This window comes from Hymenobacter arcticus, assembly GCF_054779975.1.
This window is the reverse complement of record NZ_BAAGXF010000021.1, coordinates 1-15,642: the sequence shown is the minus strand read 5'-3', so window position 1 is coordinate 15,642 and position 15,642 is coordinate 1. Positions and strand designations below refer to the sequence as shown.

The following is a 15,642-nucleotide window of genomic DNA, read 5'->3' as shown; positions in this document are numbered from 1 at the left end:
CTAGGGGTACTAAACGACCACTTGCGTGGGTATCGCCGCTTCCACCAGCTCTTCTACCAGCGCATCAAGGCCGTGGTACCAGTCGATGTGCGCCGACGTGACGCCGCAGCCGCCCGGCCGGGGCGGGCATGTGGTCACAACCCAGCGGTAGTGGCACTTGGGGCAGGTGCCCGCCGTCTCAAACGTATTCCAGACGTGGCCGCAGCGGCACTGCCAATGCGCCCCGCCATCGGGCTCCCACTGGCAGGCCGGGCAATAAATTTCGATGGGGGAAGAAGCAGGCATAAAGCTAAGATTAAGAATGACAAATAGTTAAAATGGTTTACGGGCGCGGGTCATTTCGCGCTTACCGGGCGGGCCGGGCAGTTTTTCGGTAAGCCAGCCCGCGGCCCGCAGGTTGCGCCGAAACTGGCCCTGCGCGCAGTAGCTCACCAGCACCGCGCCGGGCGCGGCGGCGGCGTAGATTTTGGCAAATACGGCTTCGGTCCACAGCTCGGGCTGTTTTTCGGGGGCAAAGGCGTCGAAGTAGATGAGGTTATATAGGTCAGTGCCTAAGTCAGACTGTTGCACTGGTTGTTGAATCTTAGTTAGAAAGAGCGTTTCATCAATTTCTAGCATCATGTTCCAGGGAGCCGCATGTAATTGTTTAAAGGCTGATTTGAGTGCTATACTATAATCCCATTGTGGTGCTAGTGCAGCCATGACGGTGAGTGGCAAAGGAATAGTCTCGTAACCGTCGTAGTCAATTATAGCTTTGGCTACCCTAGCCACTTCCAGTGTTAGCAGTGCGTTGAGGCCGGTGCCGAGGCCCACCTCCAAAATGTGTAGCGGCCCCTCGTCTGGATGCCCTAGCCCTGCTGCCAGCAGTGGCGCTAGTCCCGCCTCAATAAACACGTGGCGCGACTCCTGCGCCGCGCCGTGCGTACTGTGGTAGTGCTCATCGAGGGCCGGCACGTAGAGCGTGGGCGAGCCGTCGGCGGTGGCGCGCACCTCTATTTTTGACGCGTAGTCGGATTGCTCACTGCTCATTGCTACTTATTCACTGAAAAGATGCCCCGCGTAAAAGTAAGTTTGCCCGCCAGCTTTGGCTTCGCGGTGACGATTCCCGTTCGCATCACCGACCTCAACTACGGCGCGCACCTCGGCAACGACGCGCTGCTGAGCCTCCTGCACGAGGCGCGGGTGCAGTTTTTGGCCCACATAGGCGCGGCCGAGTTTGACCCTACCACCCGGCAAGGCTTCATCCTGGTTGATGTGGCGATTGAGTACAAGGCCGAAGCGTTTCACGGCGACGTGCTCACCATCGCGCTGGCCGCCAACGACCCCAATAAGTACGGGTTTGATATTATGTATCAGGTTAAAAATCAGATTAATAAAGAAGTGGCCCGCGCTAAAACCGGGATGCTCTGCTTCGACTACACCACCCGCAAGCTGCGGCCGCTGCCGCCCGAGCTAGCGGCCCAAGTCGGCTAAGCGGTCTATGTTTCGCCTGCTACTTATTACGGCCCCCACGGCCCTGCCCAACGAGCCCCGCCTGCTCACCGAGCTGCTGGCGCAGGGCGTGCCCCGCCTGCACCTGCGCAAGCCCGGCTGGCCGGCCGGCCAGGTAGCCGCGCTCATCGAAGCGCTGCCGCCGCAGTTTCGGGCGCGCCTGGTGCTGCACGGCCACCCCGAGCTGGTGCGTAGCTATCAGCTTGATGGGTTGCACCTTACCACTGCCGGGCGGTTGGCCACCGCCCGCCGCCCGGCGCTGCTGCCGGGGCAAACCCTCTCCACGTCGTTTCACTCACTGGCCGAAATCAGCCGGCACCGGCGGCGCTACGACTACGTGTTTCTGAGCCCCATTTTCGACAGCATCAGCAAGGTGGGCTACGCACGGGCTTTTGAGTTAACTGAGGTGCGGGCTTTTTTGCAAAAGCTGGCTGGCCGGGCGGGCTACCGGCCGCAGGTGCTGGCGCTGGGCGGTGTTGATAGTCAGAATATTAGCCTGGTACAAGAAGCGGGCTTTGCGGGCGCGGCTGTGCTGGGCTGCGTGTGGGGCAGCGCCGACCCGGTAAGGGCATGGCAGCAGCTGGCGGGCTACGCCAGTGCTGCGTCCCAGTCCTTCCACACTGGCTCGTAGCCCTGGCGGCGCAGCATGGCGGCCACCTCGGCGGGGCTGCGCTCATCCGAAATCTCGAACTGCTCCAGCGACTCGGGGGCCACGGCGTAGCCGCCGGGGTTGGTCTTCGAGCCCGCGCTGATACTGGTGATTCCCAGCTTAATAGCCTGGTCGCGGAAGGCCGGCGTCTCGCGGGTCGAGAGCGATAGCTCGACCTCCTCATTGAGCAGCCGGTACGCGCAAATGAGCTGCACCAGCTCGCGGTTGCTCATCTCCACCTTGGGTTGCAGCAGGCCCTCGGCCGGCCGCAGGCGCGGGAAGGAAAGGCTGTACCGGGTTTGCCAGTACGTACTCTCCAGGTAATCAAGGTGGAGCGCGGTGTAGAAGCAGTCGGTGCGCCAGTCTTCGAGGCCGATGAGCACGCCCAGCCCCAGCTTGTGGATGCCGGCCCGGCCCAGCCGGTCAGGCGTGTCGAGGCGGTAGTGGAAGTTCGACTTTTTGCCCTTGGGGTGGTGCTTTTTGTAATCGTCCTGGTGGTAGGTTTCCTGGTACACGAGCACCGTATGCAGGCCCGCGGGGAGGAGGCGCTCGTAGTCGGCCTGGTCGAGCGGCTGCACTTCCATCGACAGCTGGGCAAAGTGCGGGCGCAGCGTGTGCAGGGCTTTTTCCAGATAATCGACGCCCACGGTCTGGTTGGCCTCGCCGGTTACGAGCAGCACGTGGTCGTAGCCCCAGTTTTTGAGTACGGCTGCCTCGGCCAGCATTTCCACGCTACTGAGGGTGCGGCGGGCTATTTTATTATCTAGGCTAAAGCCGCAGTATGTGCAGATATTCTGGCATTCGTTGCTGAGGTAGAGCGGCGCATACAGCTGCATGGTGTTGCCAAAGCGTTGGCGCGTGCGCCGGTGGCTGAGCTGCGCCATTTGCTCCAGAAAGGGCGCGGCGGCGGGCGAAATTAGGGCCTTGAAATCGTCCAGGGTGCGGCGCGGCGCGGCCAGGGCGCGGGCCACGTCGGCGCTGGTTTTGGCGTAGATGCTGGCCTTCACCTCCTCCCAGGGGTGGGCCTCAAAAACGGGGCGGAAGCTCATAACTGAGAAAATTTGTCATTGCGAGCGCAACGCAGTGGAGCGCGGCAATCGCACCAGCACATCGTCGTTTGTTCTTCGTTCGGGTGCGATTGCCGCGCTCCACTGCGTTGCGCTCGCAATGACAAGCGATTGATAATCAATCCAAAAAAGCCGTGAGCGGCGAGCTGGCCACCGCCTCGGCTACCGGCGCGGCCAGCCGCGCCTCGTAGGCCAGCCGGCCAGCCTCCACGGCCATTTTAAAAGCCGTAGCCATCGCTACCGGCTGCCCGGCCACGGCAATGGCCGTGTTCACGAGCACCGCGTCGGCCCCCATTTCCAGGGCGGCGGCGGCGTGCGAGGGCGCGCCCAGGCCCGCATCAATCACCACCGGCACCCGGCTCTGGCCAATTATTATTTCCAGGAAATCTCTGGTTAGTAAGCCTTTATTGGAGCCGATGGGGGAGCCGAGCGGCATCACGGCGGCCACGCCCACTTCTTCCAGGCGCTTGCACAGCACCGGGTCGGCGTGGATGTAGGGCAGCACTACGAAGCCCAGCTTCACCAGCTCCTCGGCGGCGCGCAGGGTTTCGATGGGGTCGGGCAGCAGGTACTTGGGGTCGGGGTGAATTTCGAGCTTGAGCCAGTTGGTTTCGAGCGCCTCGCGGGCGAGCTGCGCGGCAAACACAGCCTCGCGCGCCGTGCGCACCCCCGAGGTATTGGGCAGCAGGCTGAACTGCGGGTGGCCCAGGTGACGCAGGATATCGTCATCGGCGTTGGTTACGTCCACCCGTTTGAGGGCCACCGTCACCAGCTCCGAGCCGGAGGCCAGCAGGGCCTCCTCCATCAGCGCCGACGAGCTGAACTTGCCCGTGCCCGTGAACAGGCGTGAGGTGAAGGTGCGGCCGGCAATTACTAGCGATTGCGTTTTCATGCGGTTGTTACGTAGTAGTTATCAGCTGCTTCGGCTATAAAAAGCGCGGCTGTGGCCATGGGGTCGGCGGCGTGGCCGATGGCGCCCGCCACGGCTACGCCGTGCAGGCCCGTGGCCCGCAGCGCCGCCATATCGGCTAGCTCCACCCCACCAATGCCCACAATGGGCACCGTATGGCCGCCCGCCCGGCACTGCGCCAACAACTCGGTGTAGCCCGCCAGGCCCAAAATCGGGCTCAGCTTTTCTTTGGTAGCCGTGAAGCGAAACGGGCCCAGGCCGATGTACTCCACGCCGGCCGCCACCAGCGCCTCGATGTCGGCAAACGTGTTGGCCGTGCCGCCGATGATAAAGCCTGGCCCCAGCAGCGTGCGCGCCTCGGTGGGCGGCATATCCTGCTGGCCCAGGTGCACCCCGTCGGCCCCAATTTCGAGGGCCAGCGCCGGGTTATCGTTGATAATGAGCGTGGCCCCGTGGTGGCGGCACACAGCCTGCGTAGCCAGGGCACGTTGCCGCCACTCGGCAGCGGGCAGGTTTTTTACCCGTAGCTGCACCCAGCGTACGCCGCCCCGGCAGGCCAGCTCGGCCGCCTGGGCATTGGTGGTGATGTAATGCAGGTTGCTGATTTTCATGTTATTAATTGCCAAAGTGGTAGCCCAGCAGCGTATCGTTGCTACCCAAAAACGCGGCGGCATATGCCTTGCCTGCTCGGCAGGCACTGGGCAAGTCGTTGCCCAGCGCCAGCCGGCCCAGCACTGCCGCCGACAGCACGCAGCCGCTGCCGTGCTTGGCTCCGTGGAGTAGGCGCGGGGCCGAAAATTCGTGGCGGGCGTTGCCCGTCCGCAGCACATCGGTGGCTAGCGCGCCCTTGGCGTGGCCGCCCTTCAGCAGCACCGGGCACCAGGCAGCCAGTGTTTCGGCCGCCTCCTCGGGGGTAGCGGCGGGCAGTAGGCGCAGCGCCTCGGGCCGGTTGGGCGTGATGAGGGCCAGCTCCCGGCAGATAGCTTGCAGCAGCTCTGCTGCGGGCCGGGCGTGAAACTCGTAGCCGGCCGTGGCCTTCAGCACCGGGTCCCAGACGATTTGGATGGCCGGGTTATGCGCTTTTAGCCAGCTGATTAGCTCCAGTAAAACAGGCAGGCTCTCCGTTAAGCCGATTTTGACGAAGCCAACGGCAAACCGTGCTAGTAGCAGCCGAACTTGGGCTTGGATGTCGGCCAGCGGCACCCAGCTCACGCGCTCAAACGTTACGTCGTTCTGCACCGTGAGGGCGGTGCAGGCGGCCAGGCCATACACGCCGCTGGCTTCCAGCGTCTTGACGTCGGCCAGCGCGCCGGCCCCGGCGCTGGGGTCGAAGCCGGCAATGGTGAGGGCGTAGGGGCGCATAGGCAAAGGAGGTAGCGTGGACTCTGTGAGTCCGCGCGTGGGTAGTTCTCGCAAATCGTTCACACGCGCGGACTCGCAGAGTCCACGCTACCTCACAGATAAATCTCGCTGCCCTGGGCCACGAACTCGCGCGACTTCTCGCGTAGCCCCTCCGTCAATACCTGCGCCGCCGTGAGGTCCTGCTTGGCCGCGTAGTCGCGCACTTCCTGCGTGATTTTCATGGAGCAGAAGTGCGGGCCGCACATCGAGCAGAAGTGCGCCACCTTGGCCCCTTCGGCGGGCAGGGTTTCGTCGTGGTATTCGCGGGCCGTGTCGGGGTCGAGGCTCAGGTTGAACTGGTCTTCCCAGCGAAACTCGAAGCGGGCCTTACTCAGAGCGTTGTCGCGATACTGTGCGCCGGGGTGGCCCTTGGCGAGGTCGGCGGCGTGGGCGGCTATCTTGTAGGCAATTACGCCATCCTTCACGTCCTGCTTGTTGGGCAGGCCCAGGTGCTCCTTGGGCGTCACGTAGCAGAGCATGGCGGTGCCAAACCACCCAATCATGGCCGCGCCAATGGCCGAGGTGATGTGGTCGTAGCCCGGGGCAATGTCCGTCGTCAGCGGCCCCAGGGTGTAGAAGGGCGCCTCGTGGCACTCGCGCAACTGCTTGTCCATGTTCTCTTTAATGAGGTGCATGGGCACGTGGCCGGGACCTTCTATCATCACCTGCACGTCGTGGGCCCAGGCTATTTTGGTGAGCTCACCCAGGGTTTCCAGCTCGGCAAACTGCGCCTCGTCGTTGGCGTCGGCAATGGAGCCGGGGCGCAGGCCATCGCCCAAAGAGAAGGCCACGTCGTAGGCCTTCATTATCTCACAAATCTCCTCGAAGTGCGTGTACAGAAAGCTCTCCCGGTGGTGCGCCAGGCACCACTTGGCCATAATGGAGCCCCCGCGCGACACAATGCCAGTCACGCGCTTGGCCGTCAGAGGCACGTAGCGCAACAGCACGCCCGCGTGAATCGTGAAGTAGTCCACGCCCTGCTCGGCCTGCTCGATGAGCGTGTCTCTGAACAGCTCCCAGGTGAGGTCCTCGGCCTTGCCGTTCACCTTCTCCAGGGCCTGGTAGATGGGCACCGTACCCACCGGCACCGGGCAGTTGCGAATAATCCACTCGCGGGTTTCGTGGATGTTCTTGCCGGTGCTGAGGTCCATGAGCGTGTCGCCGCCCCAGCGGCAACTCCACACGGCCTTATCTACCTCTTGCTCAATGGATGAGGTTACGGCCGAGTTGCCGATATTGGTATTGATTTTCACCAGAAAATTGCGCCCGATAATCATCGGCTCGCTCTCCGGGTGGTTGATGTTGCTGGGGATAACCGCCCGCCCGGCCGCCACTTCCTGCCGCACAAACTCGGCCGTAATGTGCCCTTCCGGCGTATTGGCCCCGAAGCTGTGGCCGCGGTGCTGCGTGCGCAGCGGGTCATCGGCGGGTAACTCGTCGAAGCGCTGGTTCTCGCGGATGGCGATGTACTCCATCTCGGGCGTGATAATCCCCTGCTTGGCGTAGTGCATTTGGCTGACGTTGGCCCCAGCCTTGGCGCGCAGCGGCGTGGCAATGTGCTCGAAGCGCAAGTGGTCCAGACTGTTATCGGCGGCGCGCTGCTGGCCGTAGTCCGAGGTAGTGCCGGCGAGCTGCTCCACATCGCCGCGCCCGAGTATCCAGCTTTTGCGCAGGCGCGGCAGCCCTTTTTTGAGTTCAATTTCGACGTTCGGGTCGGTATAGGGCCCGCTAGTGTCGTACACCGTCACGGGCGCGTTCGGCTCCGACGGAAACCCAAAATCGAACTTGCGCTCGGTATCGGCCAGCACAATTTCGCGCATTGCCACCCGAATGTGCGGGTGCAGCTTACCCGGCACGTAAATCTTGCGCGAGCCCGTGAGCGGCTGGCGCTCCACCAGCGTCTGCTGGGGGGCGTGGTCTTTTTGCTTCATCTGAAAAAATGAGTGGTGGGTACCGGTTCACAATTATTTGATTATCAATTATTTATGCGACGCAAGCAATTGCTCACTGTTCACTAATAAATGATAATTGAGATTACCCGCCCTGCGTGGCGCGGATGAGGGTGAGGCGGTCGTGGGGCTGCACGGCGTGGCTGGCCCACTCGGCGCGGGGCACCACCACGTCGTTGATGGCCACGGCGAGGCCACGCGTCTGGGTATGGCCCAGGGCGGCGAGCAAATCGGCTAGCCCCTGATTATCAGCGGCTTCGTGCTCAGAATTGTTTACGTAGCAAACCATGCAACTAGCGTTAGTTGGGACAAGGGCAGGCCATAAACACTAGGCGGCGCCGGCCACGGCACGCCCCAAAAGGCAGCCGCGGGCGGACCAGTACTTTTCCCTTCGCCAGCATTATCTGGTTCAGGTTCGGAGGGTATCGTCTCAGCCTTGCTTGCGCAAAGCACCCCTAAAGTTTATGCGGCGAAGGTAGGCGGCGGGAGCTAAGCGTTGGCTGAGTTAGGCTGCTTTTGCCGGAATTTTATTCAACATAAACCTACTAAGTCTTGATTAAGAAAGCCATCTATTCACAACTAATGCTTGGCCGATTATGCATTATTAGTGTCATGGGCATCTACCATGAGCACTAACCTTATTGTTTATGAAACACCTGATTTATTTTCTAGTAGCACTACTATACTTTGCTCTGCCCGCCACGGCACAGCGCATACCCAGCGATTCAAGCAAGGTGTACATATTCGTTGAGCGCATGCCCGTCTATCCGGGTGGTGGTCTGGTAGCGCTCACAGCCGACTTACGACGAGAGTTTTCAGTGGCCAGCAATGGCACTAGTTGTGCTACTCCTGGTCGCCCGGTACTTGTGCAGTTGATAGTGGGGCCTAGTGGCGTTATTTATGATGCGATGAGTTGGAACAAGGCAGAAACTAGTGGAAGCCAAACTGCTAAACGCACCTTGCCCGAGCTACCGGCTGGGTGCGAAGCCGCAATTGTAGCAGCAGCTCGCAAACTAGCCAGAGCCAAGCCCGGTAGTCAAAATGGCCGCTGTGTGACAGTAAAACTCACAGTAAAGTTGTTTGAAGCATTGTAAATAGCCCATACTTTCTAGGCTCAAGGAACCCAAACCCTTGACCCGTTGTATTTTTGCACTATGTTACTGGAACTCGAACTCGCCCCCGCTAAACGCGACATCCGCAAAACCTCGCCCGACGACCTCAAGGCGTTTATGGTGGCGAATGGCGAAAAGCCTTTCCGCGCCAAGCAGGTGACGGAATGGCTGTGGAAAAACACGGCCGGCTCGTTCGAGGAAATGAACAACATCTCGCTGGCTACCCGCGAGTTGCTGGCCGCAAACTTCGTGATAAACGGCGTGGCCGTGCAAAACCAGCAGCTCTCGAACGATGGTACCATCAAGTCGGCCTTCCGGCTGCACGATGGCAACATTGTGGAGGGCGTGCTCATTCCGCACGACACGCGCATGACGGCCTGCATCAGCTCGCAGGTGGGCTGCTCGCTCACGTGCAAGTTTTGCGCCACCGGCTACATGGACCGCAAGCGCAACCTCGACGCGGCCGAGATATACGACCAGGTGGTGCGCATCCGCGAACAGTGTGAGGCTCAGTACGGTACGCCGCTCACCAACATTGTGTACATGGGCATGGGCGAGCCGCTGCTCAACTACGCCAACGTGGTGGAAAGCGTGCGCCGCATCACCGCGCCCGATGGCCTCAACATGGCCCCGCGCCGCATCACCATCAGCACGGCGGGCATCGCCAAGATGATAAAGAAGCTGGCCGACGACGACATCAAGGCCAACCTCGCCCTGAGCCTGCACGCCCCCAACGACGTGAAGCGCAACGAGATAATGCCCATCAACGAGGCCAACTCGCTGGCCGCCCTCAAGGAGGCGCTGCAATACTACCACGAGAAAACGGGCCGCAAAGTGACCTACGAATACATTGTGTTCGATGGCTTTAACGATACCCTGCAAGACGCCGCTGAGCTCTACATCATCAGCAAGTGGCTGCCCTGCAAGATTAACCTTATCGAGTACAACCCCATCGAAAACGCCGCTTACCAGAACGCGGAGGCCGACAAAATCACGGCCTTCCACAAGTACCTGGCCGACCGCGGCGTGCAAACCAACATCCGCCGCAGCCGGGGCAAGGACATTGACGCGGCCTGCGGCCAACTGGCCAATAAGGAGAAGGCCGAGGCTGCTTAGCCCCCGGCTACTTCGCCTTGCCGAAGCGGTAGGTGACGTCTAGGTGCGGCAGCGGGAAATAAATATCGTAGAGGAGGGGGCCGTAGAGTACGCCCGCCCCCACACTCAGCTGCGGGCCGGCCAGGCGCACGCCCAGGATGGAAGTAGTGTAGCCGCGCACAACGTAAGTTTCATCCGTTAAAAATACCCGCCGCGCCACCCGAATAGTGCCGCCTACTACGAGCAAGGGCGAATTATCAAGGCTTTTTGGCAATACCGCGTAGCCCAGCCCCAGCGTCAGGCTGGTGTTGGCGGTGCCGTAGGTGGCTAGTCCGTAGCCGATTCCTCCGCCCCGCAGCTGGTTTTCATCGAGTTTGCCAAACCCAAGCAGCGCCCCCGCGCCCACGCGGAGCTTATCGGCCACCGGCACGCTAAACTTGGGAGTCAGGGCCAAGAAATAATCGTTTCCTATCGAGAGGGGTACCGTTAGCCCCACTGATAAGTTGTTGGTTACCCCGTAGTTAGCACTCAGCAGGTAAAAGTCGGTAAGCTGAATTTCGGCTTCCCCCCGATATAGGTTGCGAGCCGTGGGAAACAGGTACAGGTGGGTACCATTGCCCACGTAGTCGTAGGGCAGCTTAGCCGGCTTCTCCTCCGATGGGTTTTCCACTAGCTCGCTCAGGTCGGCGCGGGCTACCGTCACGGCCCCCTGGTTCTTGATTTCAAAGGTGAGCGTTTGGGCGGTGGCCCCCACCAGCCGGCCTACGAAGGCCGGGCCCGTGCGCTGGACTACCCGGTAGCGCTGGCCCACTTGCCCGCCGGGCGGCACCGGGCCAGAAGGCACTACCGCAACGGACGGCGCAGTGGGCAATGCCGACTGCTGCGCCGCAGCCAGGTGGGCCAGCAGCACACCGGCGGCCCCCAAAAATAGACGAAAACGCATAACCTGAGGCGGCCGGTAAGTGGCTGGCTGCCTGTGCAAAGATGCCCGCAGGTAGGGCCCCCTTTGCAAGTAGATTTTGCGTAATGTCAGACGCTGGTTTTCTGATTATGCTGGTTGACCCATTCAGCTTTTTGTTTGATAAATCACTAATTATTAGCTATTTGTCTGGCTGAATCTGTCTGCTTAAAAAGGACTTTACAATTGCTTGCCAATTAGGCTTTTTACCCGTTCCAGCTGCCGGTGCTGGGCGGGCGGCCACTGGCTTTTTCGCCTTCCGACTCGCCAGTTGGTATCTCGCGCATTTCCACGCGCACGGCGTGGGCCTTAGGCTGAATGCGCTGCCCAAAGGCATCGGCAAACTCCTGGGTGAACTCGGCCCCGAAAAAGATGATGAGCGACGAGTAGTTAATCCAGACCAGCAGCACGATGGCCGAGCCCGCCGCCCCAAAGGCCGAGCCAGGGTTGGCCTTTGCTATGTAAAAGGAAATCAAATACTTACCTAGAATAAATAGCGAGGCCGTAATAAACGCCCCAATGCCCACGTCGCGCCAGCGAATGATGGCATCGGGCAAAAACCGATAAATCAACCCAAACAGCAACGTGGTGATAACCAGTGATAATACAAAATCGACCAGCTTGATAGCAATGAGGCCGATTTCGGGTAGCAGCCTCTGCAAGTAGCCCGTAAAAACGCCCAGCAATGCACTCACTACAAAGGAGATGAGTAGTAATAAGGCCACGCTCAGGATAAGCCCGAACGAGAGTAGCCGCTGCCGCACAAAATCCCAAATACCGATGCCCTCCGTTTTGACCTTCAGGTTCCAGATGTCGTTGATGCTTTCTTGCAGCGTAACGAAAAACGTGGTGGCGGCAAATACCAGCGTACCCAAGCCGATGGCGGTGGCCAGGCCCGTTTTCTGCTGCAAGGTGAACTGCGCAATGCTGTCTTGCAGGAACTTAGCCGAGTCGGCCCCTACCAGGCCCTTAAGTTGGCTGTATATCTGGCCGGTGAGGGCCTCACCCCCGTACACCGAGCTGGCCAGCGTGATGACGATGAGCAAAAGCGGCGGCAGCGAGAAGATAGTGTAGTACGACAGCGCCGCCGCGTGCCGAAACGAGTTGTTGGTGGTAAACTCGGTAGCCGAGGTTTTGACAATGGTGAGGATATCGGAAAACTTATACTGCGTCATGAGCAAAAGCGGAAATAGCGAGCGTAGCGGCCAGCACCGGAGCCTAGCCAGCTGCCAGGCGCGGCAGCGGGCCGCTCGGGAGTAAGTACTTATCTCCAATACGGCCCGCCCGAATTTTTGCCCGAAAAATGCACGAAAAAATAACTTAGCTCGGCTGTAATATCCAGCACAGCGTTTGGGTGGGGCCAAAGTGCAGCGCCGCCGCCAGCTCGGCATCGTCGCGAAACCGGAGTTGGTGCAATTGCTGGGCTTCTACGCTTACTACCAGCTCTTTATCGGCAAAGGGCCAGGGGCTGACGACTACCGGCGTACCGGGGCCGCCGGGCTGCCGCACTAGGTGCGCCGTGCGGTGGCCGTTGCCCAGCGGGTCGGGGTAGATTTCGACGGCGCGGCCCATTTCGGGCAGTTCGTTGCGGCACAGAATGAGCGAGAGACGGTCACACCAGTGCAGCAGGTGGTAGGCTTGGTGGGTTTGCACTTTGTCGAGGTGCAGCTCCTTCATCCAGCGGGTTTGGCGGGCGCGCAGCTCGTCCAAAAAGTCAACCAGCTCGGGTTTGCTATCACGCAGTGGCTCGTACAACGTGCTCAGGTGCAGGCTAGTAAGTAAGCTGCGCCAGCGCCCCTGGAAGCGCGCCGCGTGCAGCACGCCTTCGGCCTGCTCCAGCGAAAACGGCTGCTGTGTAAAATTGGCCGGGGCGCCGGCGGGCGTGAGGCCGTGGTGGCCACCGCGCCCGTGCCAGGCGGCCTGCTCGTCGTCGTGCTGCGCCGTGGCGGCCAGCAGGCCCACCCAGCGGTCGGCCGATAAAAAGGGGGCCCAGTGCCAGGCCAGCTGCGCGGCCAGCAAGGCATGGGCCTGTTGGTAAATTACTTGCCAGCCGGTGGGGGTTGGGTTGACTATCATGCGCGGGTTCTCGGTATTTTGTCGCAGTTTTGGGTCCGCTTTACGCTAAATAAGAATGCACCGGCAAAGGAGTAACTGTTGAATGGTCAACAATTTTTCTTCTTTCCCTCCAAATTCCGCATTCACCTGCCAATGTACGCCCAACTGCAAGACATCCTCGCGCACCCGCTGCCCTCGCTGGCGGTGGTAGGTAACCTCATCATTATTGAAAGCCTGCTTTCGGTAGACAATGCCGCCGTGTTGGCTACCCTGGTGAGCGACCTGCCCCGCGAGCGCCGTAAGCAGGCGCTGCGCTACGGCATCTTCGGGGCGTACTTTTTTCGGGGCCTGTGCCTGATTTTTGCCTCCTACCTGGTGGGCTTCTGGTTTCTGAAGCCGCTGGGCGGCCTCTACCTGCTGTACCTCACCGTGGACTACTTCCGGGCCACGCGCCCCACCGACGATGATGCGCCCGACAAGCAGAAAAGCTGGCTCTACCGCCGCACGCTGGGGCTGCTGGGCCCCTTCTGGGCCACCGTGGCCGTGATTGAACTTATGGACATTGCCTTCTCCATCGACAACGTATTTGCGGTGGTGGCTTTCAGCAACAACCTGATTCTCATTGTGGTGGGCGTGTTCATCGGCATACTGGCCATGCGGCTGGTGGCGCAGGCGTTTGTGGGGCTCATGGGCAAGTACCCGTTTCTGGAAACGGCGGCCTTCGTGGTCATCGGCATCCTGGGGCTCAAACTGGTGCTCTCGCTGCTCGAGCACTTTGCGCCCGGCCACCCGGTGAGCCAGTTTCTGGCCAGCGAGGCCGCCGACGTGGGCCTCACGGTGCTCACCATTGCCACGTTTGGGGTGCCGCTGCTCACCTCGCGGCTGCTGGGCTGGCCGCGTCGCCTGGGCGGGCGGTAATGCATTATCGCCAATAAGTAATGAGCAACCGGGTTTGAGTTATTCCTGTTTAGGGGGCGTGGCCGGTTTGTTGCTTTACTGAACGGGCATTGCCGCCGATGTCTACTACTCGTTGACTATTAATTGATTACCGCTTTTCGCTCGCTCGCCCACCGCAATTTTCGCCTGTACTACGCCGGGCAATCCGTGTCGCTCATTGGCACCTGGATGCAGCGGCTGGCCGTGAGCTGGCTCGTATACTCGGCTACGCATTCGAGCGTGCTGCTGGGCGTAGTCATGTTTGCGGGCCAGATTCCGACGCTGCTGCTGGCCCCGTATGGTGGCACGGTGGCCGACCGCTACAGCCGCTACCGGGTGCTGCTCATTACGCAGGTGGCCTCTTTTGTGCAGGCCACGCTGCTGGCGGGGCTGGTGCTGAGCGGCTACTATAATACCTGGGCCGTGGCGGGCCTGAGTCTGGTGCTGGGCACCATCAATGCCTTCGATATTCCGGCCCGGCAGTCGCTCATTGTCGAGTTGGTCGATGACCCCACGCATCTCTCCAACGCCATCGCCCTCAACTCGACCATGGTGAACGTGGCCCGGCTGCTGGGGCCGGCCGTGGCGGGGCTGCTGCTCACGTACTTCGGGCCGGGCCCGTGCTTTGTGGTGAATGCGTTCAGCTTCGGGGCCGTAATTGCCTCGCTGCTGCTCATGCGCATCGTGCCGCGCCCGGCCCGCGCCCATCGCCCCGGGGCCTGGGAAGGCCTGCGCGAAGGCTGGGCCTACCTGCGTCAGGCTCCCGCCCTGCGCCACCAAATCCTGCTCATGGCCGGCATCGCCTTCTGCGTCATGCCGTTTGGCACGCTGCTGCCGGTGTTTGCGCGTGACGTATTTCACGGGGCGGCGGGTATGTTTGGCTGGCTCAACAGTGTGGCGGGGTTGGGGGCGCTGGGCGGGGCGCTGTACCTAGCCTCGCGCCCCGCCGGGGGCCACCAAAGCCGGCTTATCAGCTGGGCGGCGCTGGGCTTTTGCGTGGCTATGCTGGGGTTTGCGCTTAGCCCGGTGCTTGGTATTGCTTTGGTGTTTAATATGTTGGGTGGCACGGGCATGATGCTTTTTATAGCGGGCACCAATACCTTTATCCAAACCAACGTAGCCGACCACATGCGCGGCCGGGTGCTGAGCTACTACGTGATGGCCTTTCAGGGCGTGCAGCCGCTAGGCAGCCTGCTGGTGGGCTGGCTGGCCCGGCACCTGGGGGCGCCCCACACGGTGCTGCTGCAAGCGTTGGCGGGCCTGGTGGTGGTGGGGGTATTCTGGCGGGGTGGTCAGAAAAGACTGAAGAGGCTGCCAGCGCTAAGCTTGAGTAGGTAAGCGTCGGGCAAACTCCTGGTCGAACTCGGCGAAGTAGCGGCAGTTGGTTAGCACAGTATCATAATCGACGGCGGCTAATAGAGAAGCACAATGTCCTTCGTCGTACCTGGGCCGGCCAGCCGGAGTAGCCTTTTTAAGAAAAGTGACAGGGTCAGCTATGGTCGTCGGGTCAGCAGGCACTTCGCAAACGTAACCGTAACGTGCGTTGAATGCCGCAATATGAGAGATTATCAGTGCTTCCATTGCCTGAATATTTAAAAGGAAAAGGCATTTTCCTTCTAAACCCCGATTCAAGCGATTAAAAAACTCTTTTCGCTTCAGTTGCTTGGCACGGTTGGTTGCCGGAGCATCTAAGTCACGCGTAATAATGACTAAATCCGGCTTTGTTATGCGATAGTAAATGCGGATAGCAACTTGTGATTTAGGGTCTTCCAAGTTGTCGCCCGTTACTTCTGGGCTGAGCACTACAAATTGCACCCGGTCATCGTAGCGCTGCCGCAGCAACGCTTGCACCGAGGCCGTATCGTTGGGCGACTCGCCTAATAATCCTACTAAAAATTTTGCTCTTGTTGCCTTCCGTGCCATTTCTGTTAGCGCGTGCCATTGAGGTGGTCGGGTAAAAATGGACACGGCGAAAGTAACTTTCCCTTGTCATGGAAGCAGAAAAACCAGCTAGTAAAC

At 60.6% G+C, this 15,642-nt stretch carries 18 protein-coding genes and 1 riboswitch; of the genes, 6 read left to right on the top strand and 12 right to left on the bottom strand.

From position 1 onward, the window contains the following. Nucleotides 1-9: 9 nt before the first annotated feature. Both ACYVGC_RS22620 and mnmC2 read right to left on the bottom strand, forming a co-directional pair. A complete protein-coding gene (locus ACYVGC_RS22620) occupies nt 10-285 on the bottom strand; it encodes a hypothetical protein (protein ID WP_460586111.1) in 276 nt (91 codons plus the stop codon). Between the two features lie 27 nt (nt 286-312). Beyond that, nucleotides 313-1,029, bottom strand: a complete 717-nt coding sequence (gene mnmC2, locus ACYVGC_RS22615; RefSeq protein ID WP_460586110.1) for a tRNA (5-methylaminomethyl-2-thiouridine)(34)-methyltransferase MnmD — start codon at nt 1,027-1,029, stop codon at nt 313-315. Nucleotides 1,030-1,050: 21 nt separating this feature from the next. Between mnmC2 and ACYVGC_RS22610 the strand changes: the two genes are divergently transcribed. Continuing rightward, entirely contained in the window at nt 1,051-1,473 is a 423-nt protein-coding gene (locus ACYVGC_RS22610; RefSeq protein ID WP_460586109.1) for a thioesterase family protein, read from the top strand. A gap of 7 nt (nt 1,474-1,480) precedes the next feature. Then, complete coding sequence (locus tag ACYVGC_RS22605) at nt 1,481-2,122, top strand: thiamine phosphate synthase (RefSeq protein ID WP_460586108.1); 642 nt, start codon at nt 1,481-1,483, stop codon at nt 2,120-2,122. Here the strand turns inward: ACYVGC_RS22605 and thiH are convergent. The 6 genes from thiH to thiS form a co-directional block, all read right to left on the bottom strand. After that, the gene (gene thiH / locus ACYVGC_RS22600) at nt 2,080-3,189 is read right to left on the bottom strand and encodes a 2-iminoacetate synthase ThiH (RefSeq protein WP_460586107.1); all 1,110 of its coding nucleotides are present in this window, start codon (nt 3,187-3,189) and stop codon (nt 2,080-2,082) included. The two genes, ACYVGC_RS22605 and thiH, sit on opposite strands and share 43 nt — an antisense overlap. 136 nt (nt 3,190-3,325) lie before the next feature. Then, nucleotides 3,326-4,099, bottom strand: a complete 774-nt coding sequence (locus tag ACYVGC_RS22595; protein WP_460586106.1) for a thiazole synthase — start codon at nt 4,097-4,099, stop codon at nt 3,326-3,328. Then, nucleotides 4,096-4,728: a thiamine phosphate synthase gene (locus tag ACYVGC_RS22590; protein ID WP_460586105.1), complete on the bottom strand. Its 633-nt coding sequence runs from the start codon at nt 4,726-4,728 to the stop codon at nt 4,096-4,098. The genes ACYVGC_RS22595 and ACYVGC_RS22590 overlap by 4 nt, the downstream gene beginning before the upstream one ends. 4 nt (nt 4,729-4,732) lie before the next feature. Further along, entirely contained in the window at nt 4,733-5,479 is a 747-nt protein-coding gene (gene thiD, locus ACYVGC_RS22585; protein WP_460586104.1) for a bifunctional hydroxymethylpyrimidine kinase/phosphomethylpyrimidine kinase, read from the bottom strand. A gap of 92 nt (nt 5,480-5,571) precedes the next feature. Beyond that, complete coding sequence (gene thiC / locus ACYVGC_RS22580; RefSeq protein ID WP_460586103.1) at nt 5,572-7,449, bottom strand: phosphomethylpyrimidine synthase ThiC; 1,878 nt, start codon at nt 7,447-7,449, stop codon at nt 5,572-5,574. A 103-nt stretch (nt 7,450-7,552) separates the two neighbouring features. Then, on the bottom strand, nt 7,553-7,756 hold the full coding sequence (thiS, locus tag ACYVGC_RS22575; protein WP_460586102.1) for a sulfur carrier protein ThiS: 204 nt from the start codon (nt 7,754-7,756) through the stop codon (nt 7,553-7,555). Between the two features lie 80 nt (nt 7,757-7,836). After that, nucleotides 7,837-7,934: riboswitch (TPP riboswitch) on the bottom strand. Between the two features lie 180 nt (nt 7,935-8,114). On the opposite strand from thiS, the gene ACYVGC_RS22570 reads away from it, so the two are divergent. Both ACYVGC_RS22570 and rlmN read left to right on the top strand, forming a co-directional pair. Then, nucleotides 8,115-8,561: a hypothetical protein gene (locus ACYVGC_RS22570; RefSeq protein WP_460586101.1), complete on the top strand. Its 447-nt coding sequence runs from the start codon at nt 8,115-8,117 to the stop codon at nt 8,559-8,561. 60 nt (nt 8,562-8,621) lie between these two features. Then, nucleotides 8,622-9,695, top strand: coding sequence for a 23S rRNA (adenine(2503)-C(2))-methyltransferase RlmN (rlmN, locus tag ACYVGC_RS22565; RefSeq protein WP_460586100.1), 1,074 nt, complete (start codon nt 8,622-8,624; stop codon nt 9,693-9,695). Nucleotides 9,696-9,702: 7 nt separating this feature from the next. Here rlmN and ACYVGC_RS22560 read toward each other — a convergent pair whose 3' ends face one another. The 3 genes from ACYVGC_RS22560 to ACYVGC_RS22550 form a co-directional block, all read right to left on the bottom strand. Further along, nucleotides 9,703-10,617, bottom strand: coding sequence for a hypothetical protein (locus ACYVGC_RS22560; protein WP_460586099.1), 915 nt, complete (start codon nt 10,615-10,617; stop codon nt 9,703-9,705). A 221-nt stretch (nt 10,618-10,838) separates the two neighbouring features. Further along, nucleotides 10,839-11,807, bottom strand: coding sequence for a YihY/virulence factor BrkB family protein (locus tag ACYVGC_RS22555; RefSeq protein WP_460586098.1), 969 nt, complete (start codon nt 11,805-11,807; stop codon nt 10,839-10,841). 145 nt (nt 11,808-11,952) lie between these two features. Beyond that, nucleotides 11,953-12,708: a DUF3891 family protein gene (locus ACYVGC_RS22550; RefSeq protein WP_460586097.1), complete on the bottom strand. Its 756-nt coding sequence runs from the start codon at nt 12,706-12,708 to the stop codon at nt 11,953-11,955. A 132-nt stretch (nt 12,709-12,840) separates the two neighbouring features. Here ACYVGC_RS22550 and ACYVGC_RS22545 point away from each other — a divergent pair, with 132 nt between their 5' ends. Both ACYVGC_RS22545 and ACYVGC_RS22540 read left to right on the top strand, forming a co-directional pair. Then, entirely contained in the window at nt 12,841-13,605 is a 765-nt protein-coding gene (locus tag ACYVGC_RS22545; RefSeq protein WP_460586096.1) for a TerC family protein, read from the top strand. 123 nt (nt 13,606-13,728) lie between these two features. Continuing rightward, a complete protein-coding gene (locus ACYVGC_RS22540; protein WP_460586095.1) occupies nt 13,729-14,961 on the top strand; it encodes an MFS transporter in 1,233 nt (410 codons plus the stop codon). Here ACYVGC_RS22540 and ACYVGC_RS22535 read toward each other — a convergent pair. After that, entirely contained in the window at nt 14,944-15,591 is a 648-nt protein-coding gene (locus ACYVGC_RS22535) for a hypothetical protein (RefSeq protein ID WP_460586094.1), read from the bottom strand. The genes ACYVGC_RS22540 and ACYVGC_RS22535 overlap by 18 nt on opposite strands. Nucleotides 15,592-15,642: the final 51 nt, after the last annotated feature.

Coding starts and splice junctions, on each gene's coding strand:
- ACYVGC_RS22620 (WP_460586111.1), bottom strand. CDS start 285: ATGCCTGCTTCTTCCCCCATCGAAATTTATTGCCCGGCCTGCCAGTGG.
- mnmC2 (WP_460586110.1), bottom strand. CDS start 1,029: ATGAGCAGTGAGCAATCCGACTACGCGTCAAAAATAGAGGTGCGCGCC.
- ACYVGC_RS22610 (WP_460586109.1), top strand. CDS start 1,051: ATGCCCCGCGTAAAAGTAAGTTTGCCCGCCAGCTTTGGCTTCGCGGTG.
- ACYVGC_RS22605 (WP_460586108.1), top strand. CDS start 1,481: ATGTTTCGCCTGCTACTTATTACGGCCCCCACGGCCCTGCCCAACGAG.
- thiH (WP_460586107.1), bottom strand. CDS start 3,189: ATGAGCTTCCGCCCCGTTTTTGAGGCCCACCCCTGGGAGGAGGTGAAG.
- ACYVGC_RS22595 (WP_460586106.1), bottom strand. CDS start 4,099: ATGAAAACGCAATCGCTAGTAATTGCCGGCCGCACCTTCACCTCACGC.
- ACYVGC_RS22590 (WP_460586105.1), bottom strand. CDS start 4,728: ATGAAAATCAGCAACCTGCATTACATCACCACCAATGCCCAGGCGGCC.
- thiD (WP_460586104.1), bottom strand. CDS start 5,479: ATGCGCCCCTACGCCCTCACCATTGCCGGCTTCGACCCCAGCGCCGGG.
- thiC (WP_460586103.1), bottom strand. CDS start 7,449: ATGAAGCAAAAAGACCACGCCCCCCAGCAGACGCTGGTGGAGCGCCAG.
- thiS (WP_460586102.1), bottom strand. CDS start 7,756: ATGGTTTGCTACGTAAACAATTCTGAGCACGAAGCCGCTGATAATCAG.
- ACYVGC_RS22570 (WP_460586101.1), top strand. CDS start 8,115: ATGAAACACCTGATTTATTTTCTAGTAGCACTACTATACTTTGCTCTG.
- rlmN (WP_460586100.1), top strand. CDS start 8,622: ATGTTACTGGAACTCGAACTCGCCCCCGCTAAACGCGACATCCGCAAA.
- ACYVGC_RS22560 (WP_460586099.1), bottom strand. CDS start 10,617: ATGCGTTTTCGTCTATTTTTGGGGGCCGCCGGTGTGCTGCTGGCCCAC.
- ACYVGC_RS22555 (WP_460586098.1), bottom strand. CDS start 11,807: ATGACGCAGTATAAGTTTTCCGATATCCTCACCATTGTCAAAACCTCG.
- ACYVGC_RS22550 (WP_460586097.1), bottom strand. CDS start 12,708: ATGATAGTCAACCCAACCCCCACCGGCTGGCAAGTAATTTACCAACAG.
- ACYVGC_RS22545 (WP_460586096.1), top strand. CDS start 12,841: ATGTACGCCCAACTGCAAGACATCCTCGCGCACCCGCTGCCCTCGCTG.